We start from the raw sequence: 16,077 nt of genomic DNA on the forward strand, positions 1-16,077 counted from the left end.
GTGCGCCGCCGCCGTCGGCGGTAGGCAGGGATAGACAACCGAGACTGTCCTGTCTGGAGGACCGATGCGGTTCCTATCAGCTCTAGCAGCTTTGTCCTTGACTCTCACCGGTGGCGCGGTCGCCTCCGCGCCCGCTCTCGCCGGCGGCGCGCCATCGATCGGTACGAGTGCGACCGGATCCGGTGGAGCGGTCGTCACGGTCGACAAGACGGCCACCGCGGCCGGGCTCGAGGTGCTCCGCCGGGGCGGCAACGCGGTGGACGCCGCGGTCGCCGCCGCCGCCACGCTCGGGGTGACCGAGCCGTTCGCCTCCGGCATCGGCGGCGGTGGATTCTTCGTCTACTACGACGCCCGCAAGCACAGCGTCTCCACCATCGACGGGCGGGAGACCGGCCCGGCCACGATGACCGAGACCTACTTCGTCAACCCGGCGACCGGGCTGCCGTACGCGTTCGACGAGGCCCGGGTCAGCGGCCTCTCGGTCGGCGTGCCCGGCACCCTGGCCACCTGGGAGGCGGCCGCCCGGGCGTGGGGCACCCGGTCGCTGAGCAGCGCGCTGCGCACCGCCGCCGACGTGGCCGACCGCGGCTACACGGTGGACGCCGAGTTCCGCCGCCAGGTCACCGAGAACGCGGCGGCGTTCGGGCAGTTCGACGCGACCAAGGCGCTCTACCTGCCGAACGGGCTGCCGCCCGAGGTGGGCACCACGATCAGGAACCCGGATCTCGCGAACACCTACCGGCTGATCGCGAAGCAGGGGACGACGGCGTTCTACCAGGGCGCGATCGCGCGGGACCTGCTGAACACCGTGCACGCCCCGGCGGTCTCGACGTCGCCCACCACGGCGTGGGCGTACCCGATCCGGCCCGGCACGCTGACCGCTTCCGATCTCGCGTCGTACCGGGTAAGGACCCCGGCGCCGACCACGTCCGACTACCGCGGGCTGACCGTGTACGGCATGAACACGCCGTCCAGCGGGGGTACCACGGTCGGCGAGGCGCTCAACATCCTGGAGAGCTCGCTACCGGCCTCGGCCACCGACCTCGAGAAGGTGCACCAGTACCTCGAGGCGTCGGCGCTCGCCTTCGCCGACCGGGGGCGCTACATCGGCGCGAACACCTCGCCGGACGTGGTGAAGCGGCTGCTCTCCAACGAGTGGGGCGCGCAGCGGGCCTGCCGGATCGACCCGGACAAGGCACTGGTCAAGCCGGTCGCGCCCGGTGACCTGGTGGCTGGTGGATGCGCGGCGCCCGCGGCGTCGGTCTCGCCGGACACCGGGATGAGCACCACCAACCTCACCGTCACCGACCGGTGGGGCAACGTGGTCGAGTACACGCTGACGCTGGAGCAGTTCGGCGGCAACGGGATGGTGCTGCCGGGTCGCGGGTTCATGCTCAACAACGAACTGACCGACTTCAACTTCACCGGTACGCAGGGGACCGCGGCCGACCCGAACCTCCCGGGGCCGGGGAAGCGCCCGCGCAGCTCGATGTCGCCGACGATCGTGCTGAAGAACGGGCAGCCGTACCTCGCGGTCGGCTCGCCGGGCGGCTCGACGATCATCACCACGGTCCTGGAGATCATCTACAACCGGGTGGACCGGGGGATGACCCTGCAGCAGGCGATGGCCGCGCCGCGCGGCGCTCAGCGGAACACCGCCGGCATCCAGGCGGAGCCGTCCTTCCACACGCTGTACGGGCCGGAGCTGACGGCGCTCGGGCACGCGTTCGCCGCCGACGCCGCCGAGATCGGGGCGGCCACCTCGATCGAGTTCACCGGGCACGGCTCGGTGATCGCGGTCGCCGAGCCGGTCCGCCGCGGCGGTGGCGCCGCCGCCGTGGTCCATCCCGCGGGCTGATCCGCCGAGGGGTCCGGGTGACGCCCGGACCCCGTCCGCGTGGACTTGTTTCCGGGTCACCGCTCAGTCGCGGGCCGGTTGCGACGATGACGTCTGACGTAGGCGCAGGCGGGAGCATCGGGGGCGGTCGCCATGATGATGAACGTGATGCTGGCGGCACTGGCTCTCGCCCCGGTCCCGCCCGCCCCCGCCCCCGCCCCCGTGTCCGCCGCTGTGCCGGCCCTGCCCGGCCCGGTGGCGTACGTCCGGGACGGCGACGTCTACACCAGCCGGGGCGCGATCGAGAAGCGGCTCACCACCGGCGGCGGTCACGCCCGTCCGCGCTGGTCACCGGAGGGCCGGCGGCTCGCGTACCTGACCGGTGGACGGCTCTGGACCATGCAGGCGGACGGCACCGGCGCGCGCCGCCTGACCACCCGCGCCGCCGCCGGGCCGTCCTGGTCCCCGGACGGGAAGTGGATCGCGTTCGCCTCGCTCTCCTGCTCGGGCGGCCCCGGCGTCTACCGGATCCCGTCCGCCGGCGGCAAGGTCGAGGTCCTCTTCCCGAACGACTGCCGCCACGAGCCCCTCCCCGCCGAACCGGCGATCACCGGCCGCCGTTCACCCGCGACCCTCGACGAGCGCCTGCGCACCGACGACGCGGTGGCCTGGTCCCCGGACGGCAGACGGGTGGCGTTCCGCGGGGGCGACTGCGAGTCGATCGTCGACGACTGCCTGACCATCGGCACCATCGCCGACGGCACCGAGCAGCCGGTCGCGGGCTACGGCGGTGGCGGCACCCAGAACAGCGGGTTCGCGGTGGTACCGGCGTGGCGCCCGGACGGTGCCAAGCTGGCGTGGACGGCCGCCCAGATCGGCGAGACCCCGGCGTCCAACGAGCCGATCCACGTGGTCGAGTACGACGTCGCGTCCCGTACGAAGCGCACCCTCGGCACCGCCCTGGACCGCGAACTGTCGTACGCCGGAACCGGAAAGGCCGTGGTCACCGGCCGCTACCGCAACGGATCCTGGCTCTTCCTCCTCGACCTCGCCACCAACACCCGCACCCCCCTGCACCCGGGCTCCCAGCCCACCTCCCGCTAGCGCCGGTTGGTTCGCGGGGCTGACTCCGCTGGTCGATTCCGGCGGGATCGTCGTCGCCGGCGGGGTAGCGGGGTGGGCGTTCTCGGTCATGGCCCGGGTTGGGGGTTATCCACAGCTGGGGTTTATCCACAGGGCCCCGGGCCAAGATCGCTGTTTTGTGCCACTGTTCCGTTAGGGATGGGGGTTTCCCCCGGTTGGGGTGGGCCCCGGCTGGCCGGGTTTGATCAACTTTTCATGATCAACTGCGGGTTTGATCTTGGTGGCTGGTGGTGAGGGGTGTGTCGGCGGGCTGGAGTGACCCGTGAGCGCCAGCTTTCCCGGTGCGGCTGGCGTTCACGGGTCACTCGGAGCGCCCGAGACACCCCGGACCGCCAGCCCACCGCCCACGGGGGCACCGCCCGGCCGGTCCACGAACGAACCCCGCCCGACGGAACCGGCGATCCGCGGGCGGCGAGTGTTCGAGCGGGCTCGCTGAACACCGCCGGGTAGACGCTGGCGGTCCGGGTCGCCGAGGCCCCTGGCACACGGCCCTGTCCCGATACCGCTCCTGGAGTGTGCGACCAGGCCCGGCACGACCGGGCCCCGGCACGACCAGGCCCCGGCACCCCGTGCAGCGCGGCGAGGCGGAGACGGCCGACTGGACGCCCGCCGCGGGATCCGGCGTCCCGCCTGGGCGGTTCAGAATCGATCGGCAGGGTCGGGCTCTTTCCGGGGCCTCGACACAGCCCTGAGTACCTGCTGGGACCGGGAGCGGCGGGAGTGGGCGGGACACCGGGGTGGGCCGTATCGTGGGCGGGCCATGACTGAGACCGAGAACGCGCACCGCCCGATCCGCACGTTCCACCCGCGGCGGGGGCGGATGAGTGCCCGCCACGCCGATGCGCACGCCGCGCTCTGGCCCGTCTACGGGCTGGACGTGGTGGACGGCGACCGCACCCCGCTGGACCTCGGTGACCTCTTCGGGCCGGGCGTGCCGGTGGTGCTGGAGATCGGCTTCGGGATGGGTGACGCCACCGCCGTGATGGCCGCGGCCGACCCGGAGCGCGGCTACCTCGGCGTCGAGGTGCACACGCCGGGCATCGGGAATCTGCTGGCGCTCGTCGGCGAGCGGGGACTGACCAACGTCCGGGTCGCCCTCGGTGACGCGATGCAGCTGGTGCACCGGATCGCACCCGGTTCGCTCGACGCCGTGCACGTCTTCTTCCCGGATCCGTGGCCCAAGGCGCGCCACCACAAGCGCCGCCTGATCCAGCCGGCCAACGTCGCCCTGCTCCGCGAGCGTCTGCGCCCCGGCGGGGTGCTGCACTGCGCCACCGACTGGCCGGAGTACGCCGCGTCGATGGCCGAGACGCTGGACGCCGACCCCTTCCTGCGTCCCCTGCCGCCGGTTCCGCACCATCGGCCCAGCACCAAGTTCGAGACGCGCGGCTCCGCGGCGGGCCGCCCCATCACCGATCTCCGGTACGCCCGCGCCTGATGCCCGGCGCCCTCTCGGCCGGGGTGCCGGGGTTGTTCGGGTGCCCGTGAGTGCGGGCCGCCGGGGGACGGGGAATCGCCGGTTTCAGCCGATTCGCGCCACTACCCTGAGGGGCGGAGGTCGGCCATGCGGCGAGAGGACACCGGCGGCGTCGCCGGACGGCCCGAGCGGGGCCGGGCGGCGGACGACCCGGCACTCGCCGGTGTGGCCGAACCTTACGGGGGGACGGCCGTCGACGAGCATCCCGGCTCGGCGACGGCCGCCGGCGCGCGGGATCCGGATCCGGCGGCGGGAGCCGATGTGCGGGATCCCGGTGCGGCGGCGGGTGGGGAGCGGGTGTTCGGGGGCGCGGGAGCCGACGGGGAGCGGCCGGCGCTGCACCGGGGGGCGCTGACCAGCGGGACCGCTGATCAGCTGGCCGCGCTGACCGCCCGGGCGGCGCACGTGCCGAGCGCCTGTCTGCAGCTGGTCGAGGGGGATCGGCTGCGGCTCTACGGGAGCTGGGGGGTGGCGGTCGACTGGACGTCGATCGCGGACACGCCATTGGACGGGTCGCTCGGCGGGCTGGTGGTGCGCGGCGGCGGAGCGGTGATCGTCGACGACGCGGAGGCCGACCCGCGGGTGCCGCCCGGCCTGATCAAGGCGCACGGGGGGTCGTATCTCGGGTACCCCATCCACGACCGGAACGGATCAGTGCTCGGGGTCTGTTGCGCGTACGGCCACCGCCCCCGTGACTGGGCACCGGAGCAGATCAGCGCGGTCGCCGAGGCGGCCGAGGTGGCCACCCTGCTGGTCGGCGAGCAGCTGGCCCGGTTCGACCTGGAGCAGGAGCACCGGTTCCTGGACGCGGTGCTGGAGAGTCTGCACGACGGGGTGACCGCCTGCGACGCCGCGGGCCGGGTGGTCTTCGCGAACGACCGGATGCGCCGGCTCTGGGGCGACGAGGCGGCGCAGGGTGAGCTGGGCGGGCTGACCAACGGCGCCGGGCAGCCGCTGACCCGCGACGACCTGGGGCTGTTCCGGGCGCTGCGCGGCGAGCGGGTCCGTGACGAGCCGCTGGCCCTGCACGGCGGGACCCGGCGTACGCACCACTACCTGATGGACGCCCAGCCGATCTTCGGACCGGACGGCCGGGTGGCCGGGGCGGTGCAGGCGGTGCAGGACGTGACCCGGCAGCGCCGCGCCGAACGGTTCCGGGCCTGCGAGCTGGCGGTCACCACGGCACTGAACGGCGCGCCGAGCATCGAGGCGGCCGGTCCGCGGGTGCTGGAGTCGGTGGTCGGCACGCTGGACTGGGTGCACGCCGAGCTCTGGCTGGCAGACCCGGCGGTGGGACGGATCCGGTCGGCGGCCTGGTGGAGCGCCCCGGAGTGGCCGACCGGCATCCCGGTACCGGAGCACCTGGCACCCGGGCAGGGGCTGGCCGGGCGGGCCTGGCAGGTGGACCGGCCGTTCTGGATCCGGGACGTGGCCCGTTCGCCGGGGACCATCGACGCCATCGACGGGCTGCACGCGGCGCTCGCCGTACCGGTGCACGGCGGGACCGGCGCGATCGGGGTGCTGACCGTCTTCGCCGATTCGGTGGAGGATCCCGAGGACGAGCTGGTCGCGCTGATGTCCGGGATCGCGGCGCACCTCGGGCAGTTCGTCGAGCGGAGCCGGGTCGAGGACCTGCAGCGGCAGCTGGACCGGAGCAAGAACGAGTACCTGGCCCTGATCGGTCACGAGCTGCGTACGCCGTTGACCTCGATCAGCGCGTATACCGAGCTGCTGCGCGAGGCGGACGAGGAGTCCCTGGTCCGGGACGGCCCCCGGCTGATCAAGGTGGTGGAGCGGAACGCCCATCAGCTCCGGGAGATCATCAACGAGTTGCTGGAGCTCTCCGCGCTGGACGCGGGGCACGCCGACGTCCGGTGCGTCCCGATGGACCTGGCGGCGGTGGTCCGCGAGGTGGTGGAGCGGACCCGGGCGGCGATCGAGGGCGCCCCGGTGGTGATCGACACGGATCTGCCGGGGGAGCTGATCCTGCCCGGGGACCGGGACCGGCTCCGGCACATCGTGGAGAACCTGCTGGGCAGCGCGGTCCGGTACAGCCCGGACGGCGGGCACGTCACGGTGACCCTGCGCAGCGAGGGCCGGGCCGCCGAGCTGGCGGTCTCGGACGCGGCGGGCGACGTGTCGCGGGACGAGCGGGAGCAGATCTTCACCGGGCACTACCGGACGGCCCGGGGGCACGACCGGATGGTGCCGGGGAGCGGGCTCGGCCTGACGCTGAGCCGTGCGGTGGTGGAGAAGCACCACGGCAGCGTGGAGCTGACCGGGGGAGCGGACGGGGCAACCGTGCTGGTCCGGTTGCCCCTGGAGGCCCGCTGACCGAGGATCAGGCGAGGGCCGGTTCGGGCTCCTCGACCTTCAGGTAGAGCGTCGTCACCGCGCCCAGCAGCAGTACCCCGCCGATGATGGTCGACCAGGTCAGCGGTTCGCCGATCAGCGCCACGGCCAGGGCCGCCGCGGTCAGCGGCTCCAGCAGCGTGACCACCACCGCCACGTTCCCGGACGTGGTCCGCAGGCCGGTGTAGAACCAGGCGTACGCCAGCGCCGTCGTCACCGAGCCCAGGTAGATCAGGAGCAGCACGGACGACGTGGACGGCCGGAACACCACCCCGTCGACGGCCGCGATCGGTGCCAGCGTGATCGCGCCGATCACACAGGCCAGCGTGGTCAGGGTCAGCGGCGGGACATCCTGGGCGGTCTCCCGGCTCAGCGCGGTGGAGGCCGCGTACACCGTCCCGGACGCCACCGCCGCCAGCAGCCCGAGTCCGGCCGCCGCGGCCGCGCCCGGCCGGACGGCGTGCCAGGAGATCAGCACCAGCCCGGCGACCGCCGCGGCCGACGCCAGTAGTTCCGCGTTCGCCGGGCGCCGCCTGTGCCGGATGATCTCCCACGCGCTGAGCAGCACCGCGGGGAGCCCGAGGCTGACCACGGTGGCGATGCTGACCCCGGTGAGGCGGACCGAGAGGAAGTACAGGGCCTGGTACGCGGCGAGCCCCACCCCGGCGGCCCCGGTCGCCCAGGGTGCGGCGCGGAAGGCGGCCCAGATCCGCCGGCGCTGGGGCCAGCCGATCAGCAGCATGGTGACGGCCGCGGAGAGCAGCCGGTAGAAGCCGATGCCGAGGGCCCCGAGCCCGGTACGCGGGGCGACGACCTGGACGACGACGCCGGCGGTGCCCCAGAGCACCCCGGCGGCGGAGAGTTGCAGAAGGCTCAGCCGTGCGCCGGCCGAGAAGAACCTGAACATGTGCGCTCCATGAGAACGAGTCGGTATGAACCGGCTGCGGAGCGCACGGCGACGTCACCGAGGGCGCGGGGCCTCATCGGTGCGGCGAAGCGCTCCGCTCAGGAGCGCGGCGGCGGGAGAACGCCGGGAAACGGGGTCACGCGGCCACCTTAGCGGTGCCGTCGACGATGAGGCGAGCGGAGACGCCCGCTCTCCGGGCCGGGGGAGCGGCATGCGGAGAGCGGGCGCCGGATGAAGGATCAGCGAGGCGGTGTCACGCCGCCGTCGCCGACCACATCGCCGTGAAAGCGGCCGCCTCCCCCGCCAGCCAGCTCTCCACGTCGCCCGGCTTCGCCGCCGTGTCGGCCCGGAGCGTCACCCCGCGCCGCACGTCGACCAGGACCGGCTCGGCGTTCGGCAGGATCTGGTCCATGTGGCGGGCCATCAGGTGCAGCATCGCGGTGGCCGCCTCCGGGCACGGCGGTTCCTCGTCGAAGTGCAGGCGTACCGCTTCGCGCCGGCCGTCCTCGTACCGCAGACCGAAGTGGGGGTTGATCTTCACGACGAGTGGGCCGACCGGGGCGAGGGCGTCCCGGGTCTGCGCCAGGCTGACCTGCTCGAGGTCGCCGAGCGAGGTGAGGTAGGCCCGGGCGCCGGACTGCAGCGCGCCGTAGAGCGGCTTCCATCGATCCTTGACCAGGCCGACGACGCCGGTGAGGTAGCTCCCGCCGGTGCGGAACGCGATGTCCGCCTTGAGCGCCTTGACCAGTTGGCCGTGCGGGTTGAACCCGCTGCGGCGCTCCCGCTGCTTGCGCAGGCCGCCGACGAACGTGGCCTTGGCGGGGCCGGTGCGGGAGACGTACCGGGTGAAGCCGAGCATCGTTGCGTACGGCGGGATGACGGGCACGGCGGAGGTGGTCGGGACGGTGGTCAGAGTGGACACACTCACGGCGGATCCTCCTGAAGATCAGCAGCTCAGAGGCCCTGTTTCGTACATACATTCTAATCGACGGGTACGACATTCCCAACCGTGTGGCGGGCCCTCGCGAGGCGATCGGGAGAATGGGCGGGTGGCTCAGATCCGGTGTGACTTCGACTCCGAGGCGCTCGAACTACGTACCTCGATGACCGTGCTCCTGCCCGAGATCCCGGCGGCCGATCCGCCGCCGGTGCTCTACCTGCTGCACGGGCTCACCGACGATCACACCGCGTGGACCCGGTTCACCTCGGTCGAGCGCTACGCCGCCGCGCACGGTCTCGCCGTGGTCATGCCGCAGGTGCACCGGAGCTTCTACGCCAACGAGGCGTACGGGATGCGGTTCTGGGACTTCCTCTCCACCGAGCTGCCCGAACGGACCCGGCAGTTCTTCCGGGTCTCCGGGCGGCGGGAGGACACGTTCGTGGCCGGTCTCTCGATGGGCGGCTACGGGGCGGTCAAGTGGGCGCTGCGAGAACCGGAGCGGTTCGCGGCCGCCGCGACGCTCTCCGGGGCGCTCGACCTCGCGTACATCCAGGAACACGATCTGCGGCCGCACATGCGCGCCCTGACCGCCCGGGTCTTCGCCGACCGGGTGGTCGCCGGAGGCGACGAGGACCTGCTGCACCTGGTCCGGACCGCCGACCGGGACCGGTTGCCACGCCTGATGCTGCGCTGCGGCACCGAGGATCATCTGATGGCGCAGAACCGGCGCTTCACCGCCGCCTGCCGGGCGGCGAACCTCGATCTCGACGCGGCCTTCGGCCCCGGCGAGCACAGCTGGGACTATTGGGACGCTCAGCTGCCGCAGGTCCTGGACTGGCTGCTGGCGAGACAACCCGTCTAGCCCGCGTTGCGGAACCCGGCCGAGTGCGAGGCGCGGTCCAGAGTGCGGCCGGCGGTACGCCGGGACGACGCGTGCCGTCCCGGCGGATCTGCTAGTTCTCGTCCTTGGTCTGCTCGGCGAGGAAGCGCTCCAGCTCCGCGCCGAGCTCCTCCGCGGTGGGCAGCGGGGTGTCGGTGTCGGCCAGCAGGTTGCCCTGGCGCCCGCGCAGGAACGCGTCGTACTGCGCCTCCAGCGAGGTGACCAGGCGGCCGGCCTGCTCGTCGTCGGCGATCTGCTTGTCCACCTCGTCGCGGACCAGCTTGGCCGCGTCGCGCAGCCCGCCGGTCGGCAACGCCAGGCCGGTGCTCGACGAGACCGAGTCGAGCAGCAGCTCGGCGGCGGCCGGGTAACCGGTCTGCGCCAGGTAGTGCGGCACGTGCGCGGCGTACCCGAGGGCGTTGTGGCCGGACTCGCCGAGCCGGAACTCCAGCAGGTTGCCGACGCTGGCCGGCACCTGCACGCGCTGCAGCCAGGACTCGTGCTCGCCGAGCAGCGCGGTGTCGGTGGCGTGCGCGGTGACGCTGACCGGCCGGGTGTGCGGCACCGCCATCGGGATGGCGTTCAGCCCGACGGTGACCCGGACGCCGAGCTCGTCGATCAGCGCGGTGACCGCGGCGATGAACCGCTCCCACTGCAGATCCGGCTCGGGGCCGGTGAGCAGCAGGAACTCGGTGCCCAGCTGGTCCTTGACCCGGTGCAGGGCGAGGACCGGGTCCTCGTAGCTCTCGAAGTGGTCGGACACGAAGATCATCGGGGGCCGGCGGGAGCGGTAGTCGAGCAGCTGGTCCAGGTCGAACGTGGCGACCACCTCGTTCTCCAGGTTCTCCAGCAGGTGTTCCCGCGCGAGCTGGATCGCGCTGCCCGCGTCGACGAACCCGGTGAGTGCCTGGATGAGCACCGGGCCGTCCAGGGCCGGGAGCTCCCCGGCCACGTCGTAGAGCCCGTGTGGGTCGAGCACGCTGCGGACCTCCTCGATCACGAAGCCCGCCGTCGCGGGCTTGACGCTGCCAACAGCCGTCCGGCGGACTTCATTCCGGTCGGTAACGCAAATCATGGCGTACGCGACGGCTCCGCCGGTCTCGCGCGAACGAACGTGGCGTGTTTCCGACGTTGTGATGGCGGACACGAATTTCCGCAGCGCGCGGGCAACCTACGTGCACCCGGGAGCCACTATGTGGTCAGATCCCTTCCACATCCCCCTCGGAGTGATCTGTGACTCAACACCCCGTTCCGGTCCCGCCCGCCACCGACGACTCCGCCGTCCCGCCCGGCACGCTCTGGGCGCGGATGAAGGCCGACCCTCAGTACGCGCCCGAGCACCTCGCCCTGGACGCCGTCCGCCGGCTGGGCCCGGAGGCGGCCGCCTGGGCGCACCGGATGCGCGAGGAGCACCCCGGGATCACCCCGGACGACCTGGCCGCCCGCGCGGTCAAGCACTTCACCACGCTGGCCCGGATCTCCGGAGCGGTCTCCGGGGTGACCGGACTGCCCGGGGCGGTGCTCGACGTCGGGGTGCTGGCCTGGACCCAGTGCCGGATGATCCTGCACATCGCGGCCGCGTACGGGACCGACCCGGCGGTCCCGGAGCGAGCCACCGACCTGCTCGTCCTGCAGCGGGTGCACAGGGTCGCGGAGAGCGCGCGGACGGCGCTCGGCGTCGCGGCGGGACGCGAACGGGCCAGCCGGATCTTCACGGGGGCCGACGACGCTCCGCTCGGTGGCGTACTCGTGAAGCTCGGTCTGAAGCTGGCGCAGATGGCCGGCGTGCGCGCCGCGAAGCGGATGTTCGCCAAGGTCGTGCCGGGTGCCGGCGTCATCCTCGGCACGTGGGTCAACTCGGCCGCGACGAAGGACCTGGCGAAGCGGGCCCGCGAGCACTACCGGACCTAACCCGTGTTCCGGCACCCGGCCGGGTGCCGGAACACGGGCTAAGCGATCGGCGTGATCGTCCGAATCCGAGAGGTATGCGGGAGATTCGGAAAGTCGCCGCTGTCCTGTCCGTGCTCGCGGGGCCGCTGTCGCTGACCGCCTGCTCCTCCGGGAACAGCGGTACGACGACCGCGCCGACGGCCGTACCGTCCAGTGGCGGCACCTGGATCCTGTACGCCTCCGGCAGCGTGACGCCGTCGCCGGTGCCGAGTGTGGTCAGCGCCACCACTCCCGGCGTCGCCACCCTCTCGCCCCGGCCGAGCGGGTCGAGCACGCCCACACCGAGCGGCAGCGCCTGCAACGCGGCGGCGTTCGTCGGCGGCAACATCAACGGGCTGGGCGTGACGGCGGGCACGACCAGCGCGGTGCTCACGTGGTTCAACCCGGGCGGCAGCACGCTGGTCAGCTACAAGCTCACCGCCGCGAACCAGGACCTGAAGACCGGCCGGCAGCAGGACGTCGGCTACACCACGGTCACGCCGACCGCCTGCGGCTGGATGACCGGCACGGTCAAGAACCTCACGTCGAAGACGCACTATGTCTTCTCGGTCGACGCCCAGTACACCAAGAACGGCGTGAGCGGCACCTATACCCGGACCATCGCCCGCTCCGGCGTGGTGAGCACCACCTGATGATCGGGCCGGCCGTTCTCTAAGCTTTCCGGCCATGGAGAGCATCGTCGACACGGTCGTCCTGGTGGCGATCTCCGTGGTGGGCGCGGCGCTGGCCCGCCGTCTCGGGTTCGTGGCGCCGCTGGTGCTGCTCGTGGCGGGGCTCGCGCTCTCCTACGTGCCCGGGTTCCCGGAGGCGCACCTCGAGCCGGAGCTGGTGCTGATCGGCATCCTGCCGCCGCTGCTCTACGTGGCCGCGCTGCAGACCTCGGTGCCCGCGTTCCGGCTCGCCCTGCGGCCCATCCTGCTGCTCGCGGTCGGCCTGGTGGTGCTGACCTCGCTGGTGGTCGGGTACTCCGTGCACTTCCTGCTGCCGGACGTGCCGCTCGCCGCCTGCATCGCGCTCGGCGCCATCGTCGCCCCGCCGGACGCGGTCTCCGCCACGGCGATCGCCCGCCGGGTCGGCCTGCCCCGCCGGGTGGTCACCATCCTGGAGGGCGAGAGCCTGCTCAACGACGCGTCGGCGCTGGTCCTGGTCCGGGTGGCCGGTACGGCACTGGCCGGGGCAGCCGTGGGGTTCTCCGACATCGCGGGGGAGGTCGCGCTCAAGGCGGGCGGCGGGCTGGTGATCGGCGGGATCTTCGCGTACGGGGCCGCCAAGCTGCACCGCTGGATCGAGGATCCGCTGCTGGACGACGCGGTGTCGCTGCTCACCCCGTTCGCCGTGGTGATCGTCGCCGAGGAGCTGCACACCTCCAGCGTGGTGGCCGTGGTGATCGCCGGGCTCTACCTCGGGCACCGGATCCCGTACCTGCTCTCGGCCACCTCACGGCTGCAGATGGACGCGGTCTGGAAGCTGATCACGTTCCTGCTGGAGGGCGTGGTCTTCCTGCTGGTCGGGCTGCAGCTGCGGACCGTGGTGGGCAGCATCGAGACCAGCATGAGCGACACCGCGCAGGTCACCTCGCTGGTCTTCGGCGTGCTGGTCCTGCTCCGCTTCGTCTGGATGTACCCGGCGACCTACCTGGCCCGGCTGATCCCGCGGGTCCGCAACCGGGAGGAGCGCCCGCCGCTCGCCGTGCCGACCGTGATCGCCTGGGCCGGCATGCGCGGCGTGGTCACCCTGGCCGCCGCGCAGACCCTGCCGATCCCCGGCGAGGACGGCGTACCCGACTACCCGCGGGAGCTCTTCGTCTTCGTGGCGTTCGCGGTGATCGTGCTGACCCTGCTGATCCAGGGCACCACGCTGCCCACGCTCGCGGTCCGGCTCGGCGTCCGGGAGGACAGCAGCGCCCAGGACGCGCTCGCCGAGGCCGGGGTGCAGCACGCCGCGAGCCGGGCGGCCCTGGCGGCGCTGGAGGAGAAGGCGGACGGCGCGCCCGCCTCGGTGGTGGACCGGCTGCGCGGCTTGGTGGAGAGTCGATCCAACAACGCCTGGGAGCGTCTCGGCAGTCAGAGCCAGGAAACCCCCTCGGCGGCGTACGGCCGGCTGCGACGCGAGATGATCAAAGCCGAGCGGCACGTCTTCAAGATCGCCCGGAACGAGGGGCGGATCCCCGAGGAGGTGCTGGTGCGCGCCCAGCGCGAGCTCGACCTGGAAGAATCCCAGCTGCATCGGAGTGACGAGTGACCTGCCAGCATCTCAAGGAGTCGGTCGACGAGCCGGCCCCGCAGAGCCCGTACGCCGACGGCTGCCCGCAGTGCGTGGCCGGCGGTTTCGAGGACTGGGTGCATGTGCGCCTCTGCCTGACCTGTGGACTGGTCGCGTGCTGCGACTCGTCGCCGCGCCGCCACATGTCCGCCCACCACGCGGAGTCCGGCCACCCGGTGATGCGCTCCTTCGAGCCGGGCGAGTCGTGGCGCTGGTGCTTCGAGGACGAGTTGCTCGGATGAGGATCCTGGTACTCGGCGCCGGGGCGACCGGCGGCTACTTCGGCGGGCGGCTGGCCGGTGCCGGGCGGGACGTCACGTTCCTGGTCCGGCCGCAGCGGGCGGCCGTGCTCGCCGAGCGGGGGCTCCGGATCAACGGGCCGGAGGGCACGCTGACCGTCGCACCGCGCCTGATCACCGAGGTGGACGGCGCGTACGACGTCGTCCTGCTCGCGGTGAAGAGCTACGGCCTGGACGCGGCGCTGGCCGGCATCGGGCCCGCGATCGGCCCGCGGACCGTGGTGATCCCGCTGCTCAACGGCGTACGGCACCTCGACACGCTGGTCGCCGCGTTCGGGCCGGAGCGGGCCTGGGGCGGCGTCTGCATGATCCACGCGACCCTGGACGAGTGGGGCGACGTGGTCCGGATGACCGGCCTGCACCGGCTGGCGTACGGGCCGCTCGACGGCGGGCCGGACGACCGGCTGGACGCGGTCACCGCGGCGCTGAGCGGGGCGGGCTTCGACTCCCGCGCGTCCCGGGACATCGTCGCCGAGCTCTGGGAGAAGTGGGTCCTGCTCGCCACCATGGGCTCGGCCACCACCCTGATGCGCGGCTCGATCGGCGCGATCAACGCCTCCCCGGGCGGCCCCGAATTCCTGCACGCCCTGATGGCCGAGGTGATCGCGGTCGCGACGGCGGCGGGCCACGCACCCCGCGAACGCGCCGTCGGCATGGTCCAGGGCGCGATCTCGACGACCGAGCCGACCACGTCGTCGCTCTACCGCGACCTGATCGCCGGCCTCCCGATCGAGGCGGACAGCATCGTCGGTGACATGGTCGCGGAGGCCGCGAAGCACGCCGTCGGGGTGCCGCTGCTCGCCGCGGCCTACACCGCGCTCTCCGTGCACACCGCCTCCCGGGCGTAACCCTCCCACCCGGCGCCGGCCGAGCGGAGGGCCACCGCGTAGACGTGCGCGGTGCGGGCGGCGATCGCGGGCCAGTTGAAGTCGTCGCGGGCGCGGACGCGGGCGGCGCGGGCCAGCTCACGGGCCCCGTCGCGGTCGTCCAGCACCGCGCCGGTCTCCCAGGCCAGCCCGTCCGGGTCCGCGGGCGGGAACTTCACGCCGGTCACGCCGTGCTCGACGATCTCGGCCAGACCGCCCGTGTCGGCGGCGGCCACCGGGGTCCCGGCCGCCGCGGCCTCGAGCGCGACCATCCCGAACGGCTCGTAGAGACTCGGCACGAGGTAACAGTCCGACGCCGCCATCAGCGCGGTCAGCGCATGGCCGTGCAGAAACCCCGCGAAGGTCACCCCGGGCGTGGCGATCGCTTCGAGTTCCCTCCGGTACGGTCCCTCGCCCGCGATCACCAGCCGCAGACCCGGACGGTGCTCGCGGAGACCCGGGAACGCGCGGAGCAGGTACTGGACGCCCTTCTCGTAGACCAGTCGCCCGGCGCAGCTGATCAGCGGCGCACCCGGCTCCGCGTAGCGCTCCCGGGCCGCGGCGACCGCCCGGGGCCGGGCCCGCCAGCGCAGCGAGTCCACCCCGTTGTGCACCACCTCGACCCGGTCGGCGGGCACCCAGAAGTGCCGGATCACCTCCTCGCGCATGTACCCCGAGCAGACGATCACGTGGGCGGCCTCGGCGGTCAGCCAGCGCTCGATCCCGTCGATGGTCCGGTTCTGCTCCTCCGGGAGGAAGCCCTGGTGCCGCCCGCGCTCGGTGGCGTGCACGGTGGCCACCAGCGGCACACCCAGGTGATCGCGAACGGTCATCGCCGCGTGCGCGACCAGCCAGTCGTGCGCGTGCACCACGTCGAAGCCGCCGGGCGAGGAGCGGACGGCGTGCAGGGCGGCCCGGGTCAGCGCGTGGTTCAGCGCGAGCGCCCAGGCGAGCAGGTCCTCGCCCGGGGGCCCGGCCCGCGGGTCGTCCGGTGCGCGGATCACCCGGACCCCCTCGGTGTACTCCTCCCGCAGCGCTCCGGGGGCGCTGCGGGTCACCACGGTCACCTCGTCACCGGCGGCGGTCAGCGCGGTCGCCAGCGCGTGCACGTGCCGCCCGAGACCGCCGACGAGCTGGGGCGGGTACTCCCAGGAGAGCATCAGG

14 protein-coding genes are annotated in these 16,077 nt (G+C 73.0%); 10 read left to right on the forward strand and 4 right to left on the reverse strand.

The features are described 5' to 3' along the window. Positions 1–64: 64 nt before the first annotated feature. The 4 genes from ggt (at position 65) to AB0M08_RS11235 (ending at position 6,791) form a co-directional block, all read left to right on the forward strand. Positions 65–1,858 carry a gamma-glutamyltransferase gene (ggt, locus tag AB0M08_RS11220; protein ID WP_364491571.1) on the forward strand — a complete coding sequence of 598 codons (1,794 nt, stop codon included), beginning with the start codon at positions 65–67 and terminating at the stop codon, positions 1,856–1,858. A gap of 147 nt (positions 1,859–2,005) precedes the next feature. After that, entirely contained in the window at positions 2,006–2,941 is a 936-nt protein-coding gene (locus AB0M08_RS11225; RefSeq protein ID WP_364491573.1) for a hypothetical protein, read from the forward strand. Between the two features lie 799 nt (positions 2,942–3,740). Beyond that, positions 3,741–4,418: a tRNA (guanosine(46)-N7)-methyltransferase TrmB gene (gene trmB, locus AB0M08_RS11230; protein ID WP_364491575.1), complete on the forward strand. Its 678-nt coding sequence runs from the start codon at positions 3,741–3,743 to the stop codon at positions 4,416–4,418. Between the two features lie 126 nt (positions 4,419–4,544). Next, positions 4,545–6,791 (forward strand): ATP-binding protein, encoded by a 2,247-nt coding sequence (locus AB0M08_RS11235; protein WP_364491577.1) that lies wholly within the window; start codon positions 4,545–4,547, stop codon positions 6,789–6,791. 7 nt (positions 6,792–6,798) lie between these two features. Here the strand turns inward: AB0M08_RS11235 and AB0M08_RS11240 are convergent, their stop codons facing one another. Together AB0M08_RS11240 and AB0M08_RS11245 are read right to left on the reverse strand one after the other, a co-directional pair. Continuing rightward, complete coding sequence (locus AB0M08_RS11240) at positions 6,799–7,716, reverse strand: EamA family transporter (protein WP_364491579.1); 918 nt, start codon at positions 7,714–7,716, stop codon at positions 6,799–6,801. A gap of 253 nt (positions 7,717–7,969) precedes the next feature. Beyond that, positions 7,970–8,575, reverse strand: a complete 606-nt coding sequence (locus AB0M08_RS11245; protein WP_364491649.1) for a hypothetical protein — start codon at positions 8,573–8,575, stop codon at positions 7,970–7,972. A gap of 190 nt (positions 8,576–8,765) precedes the next feature. Between AB0M08_RS11245 and AB0M08_RS11250 the strand changes: the two genes are divergently transcribed. Then, positions 8,766–9,518, forward strand: a complete 753-nt coding sequence (locus tag AB0M08_RS11250) for an alpha/beta hydrolase family protein (RefSeq protein ID WP_364491582.1) — start codon at positions 8,766–8,768, stop codon at positions 9,516–9,518. A gap of 91 nt (positions 9,519–9,609) precedes the next feature. Here the strand turns inward: AB0M08_RS11250 and AB0M08_RS11255 are convergent, their stop codons facing one another. After that, the gene (locus AB0M08_RS11255; protein ID WP_364491651.1) at positions 9,610–10,515 is read right to left on the reverse strand and encodes a PAC2 family protein; all 906 of its coding nucleotides are present in this window, start codon (positions 10,513–10,515) and stop codon (positions 9,610–9,612) included. 254 nt (positions 10,516–10,769) lie between these two features. Here AB0M08_RS11255 and AB0M08_RS11260 point away from each other — a divergent pair, with 254 nt between their 5' ends. From AB0M08_RS11260 to AB0M08_RS11280, 5 genes are all read left to right on the forward strand, one after another. After that, complete coding sequence (locus AB0M08_RS11260; protein WP_364491584.1) at positions 10,770–11,447, forward strand: EcsC family protein; 678 nt, start codon at positions 10,770–10,772, stop codon at positions 11,445–11,447. Between the two features lie 74 nt (positions 11,448–11,521). Beyond that, a complete protein-coding gene (locus AB0M08_RS11265; protein ID WP_364491586.1) occupies positions 11,522–12,118 on the forward strand; it encodes a fibronectin type III domain-containing protein in 597 nt (198 codons plus the stop codon). A gap of 34 nt (positions 12,119–12,152) precedes the next feature. Beyond that, on the forward strand, positions 12,153–13,727 hold the full coding sequence (locus tag AB0M08_RS11270; RefSeq protein WP_364491588.1) for a Na+/H+ antiporter: 1,575 nt from the start codon (positions 12,153–12,155) through the stop codon (positions 13,725–13,727). After that, positions 13,724–13,990 carry a UBP-type zinc finger domain-containing protein gene (locus AB0M08_RS11275; RefSeq protein ID WP_364491590.1) on the forward strand — a complete coding sequence of 89 codons (267 nt, stop codon included), beginning with the start codon at positions 13,724–13,726 and terminating at the stop codon, positions 13,988–13,990. Before AB0M08_RS11270 ends, AB0M08_RS11275 begins: the two co-directional genes overlap by 4 nt. Continuing rightward, positions 13,987–14,895 carry a ketopantoate reductase family protein gene (locus AB0M08_RS11280; RefSeq protein WP_364491592.1) on the forward strand — a complete coding sequence of 303 codons (909 nt, stop codon included), beginning with the start codon at positions 13,987–13,989 and terminating at the stop codon, positions 14,893–14,895. The genes AB0M08_RS11275 and AB0M08_RS11280 overlap by 4 nt, the downstream gene beginning before the upstream one ends. On the opposite strand, the gene AB0M08_RS11285 is transcribed toward AB0M08_RS11280, so the two are convergent. Then, positions 14,856–16,073: a glycosyltransferase family 4 protein gene (locus tag AB0M08_RS11285; RefSeq protein WP_364491653.1), complete on the reverse strand. Its 1,218-nt coding sequence runs from the start codon at positions 16,071–16,073 to the stop codon at positions 14,856–14,858. The genes AB0M08_RS11280 and AB0M08_RS11285 overlap by 40 nt on opposite strands. Positions 16,074–16,077 lie beyond the last annotated feature (4 nt).

It is taken from the genome of Actinoplanes sp. NPDC051851, from assembly GCF_040681165.1.
GTDB lineage: Bacteria > Actinomycetota > Actinomycetes > Mycobacteriales > Micromonosporaceae > Actinoplanes.

Coding starts and splice junctions, on each gene's coding strand:
- trmB (WP_364491575.1), top strand. CDS start 3,741: ATGACTGAGACCGAGAACGCGCACCGCCCGATCCGCACGTTCCACCCG.
- AB0M08_RS11270 (WP_364491588.1), top strand. CDS start 12,153: ATGGAGAGCATCGTCGACACGGTCGTCCTGGTGGCGATCTCCGTGGTG.
- AB0M08_RS11225 (WP_364491573.1), top strand. CDS start 2,006: ATGCTGGCGGCACTGGCTCTCGCCCCGGTCCCGCCCGCCCCCGCCCCC.
- AB0M08_RS11285 (WP_364491653.1), bottom strand. CDS start 16,073: ATGCTCTCCTGGGAGTACCCGCCCCAGCTCGTCGGCGGTCTCGGGCGG.
- AB0M08_RS11240 (WP_364491579.1), bottom strand. CDS start 7,716: ATGTTCAGGTTCTTCTCGGCCGGCGCACGGCTGAGCCTTCTGCAACTC.
- AB0M08_RS11235 (WP_364491577.1), top strand. CDS start 4,545: ATGCGGCGAGAGGACACCGGCGGCGTCGCCGGACGGCCCGAGCGGGGC.
- AB0M08_RS11280 (WP_364491592.1), top strand. CDS start 13,987: ATGAGGATCCTGGTACTCGGCGCCGGGGCGACCGGCGGCTACTTCGGC.
- AB0M08_RS11245 (WP_364491649.1), bottom strand. CDS start 8,575: ATGCTCGGCTTCACCCGGTACGTCTCCCGCACCGGCCCCGCCAAGGCC.
- AB0M08_RS11265 (WP_364491586.1), top strand. CDS start 11,522: ATGCGGGAGATTCGGAAAGTCGCCGCTGTCCTGTCCGTGCTCGCGGGG.
- ggt (WP_364491571.1), top strand. CDS start 65: ATGCGGTTCCTATCAGCTCTAGCAGCTTTGTCCTTGACTCTCACCGGT.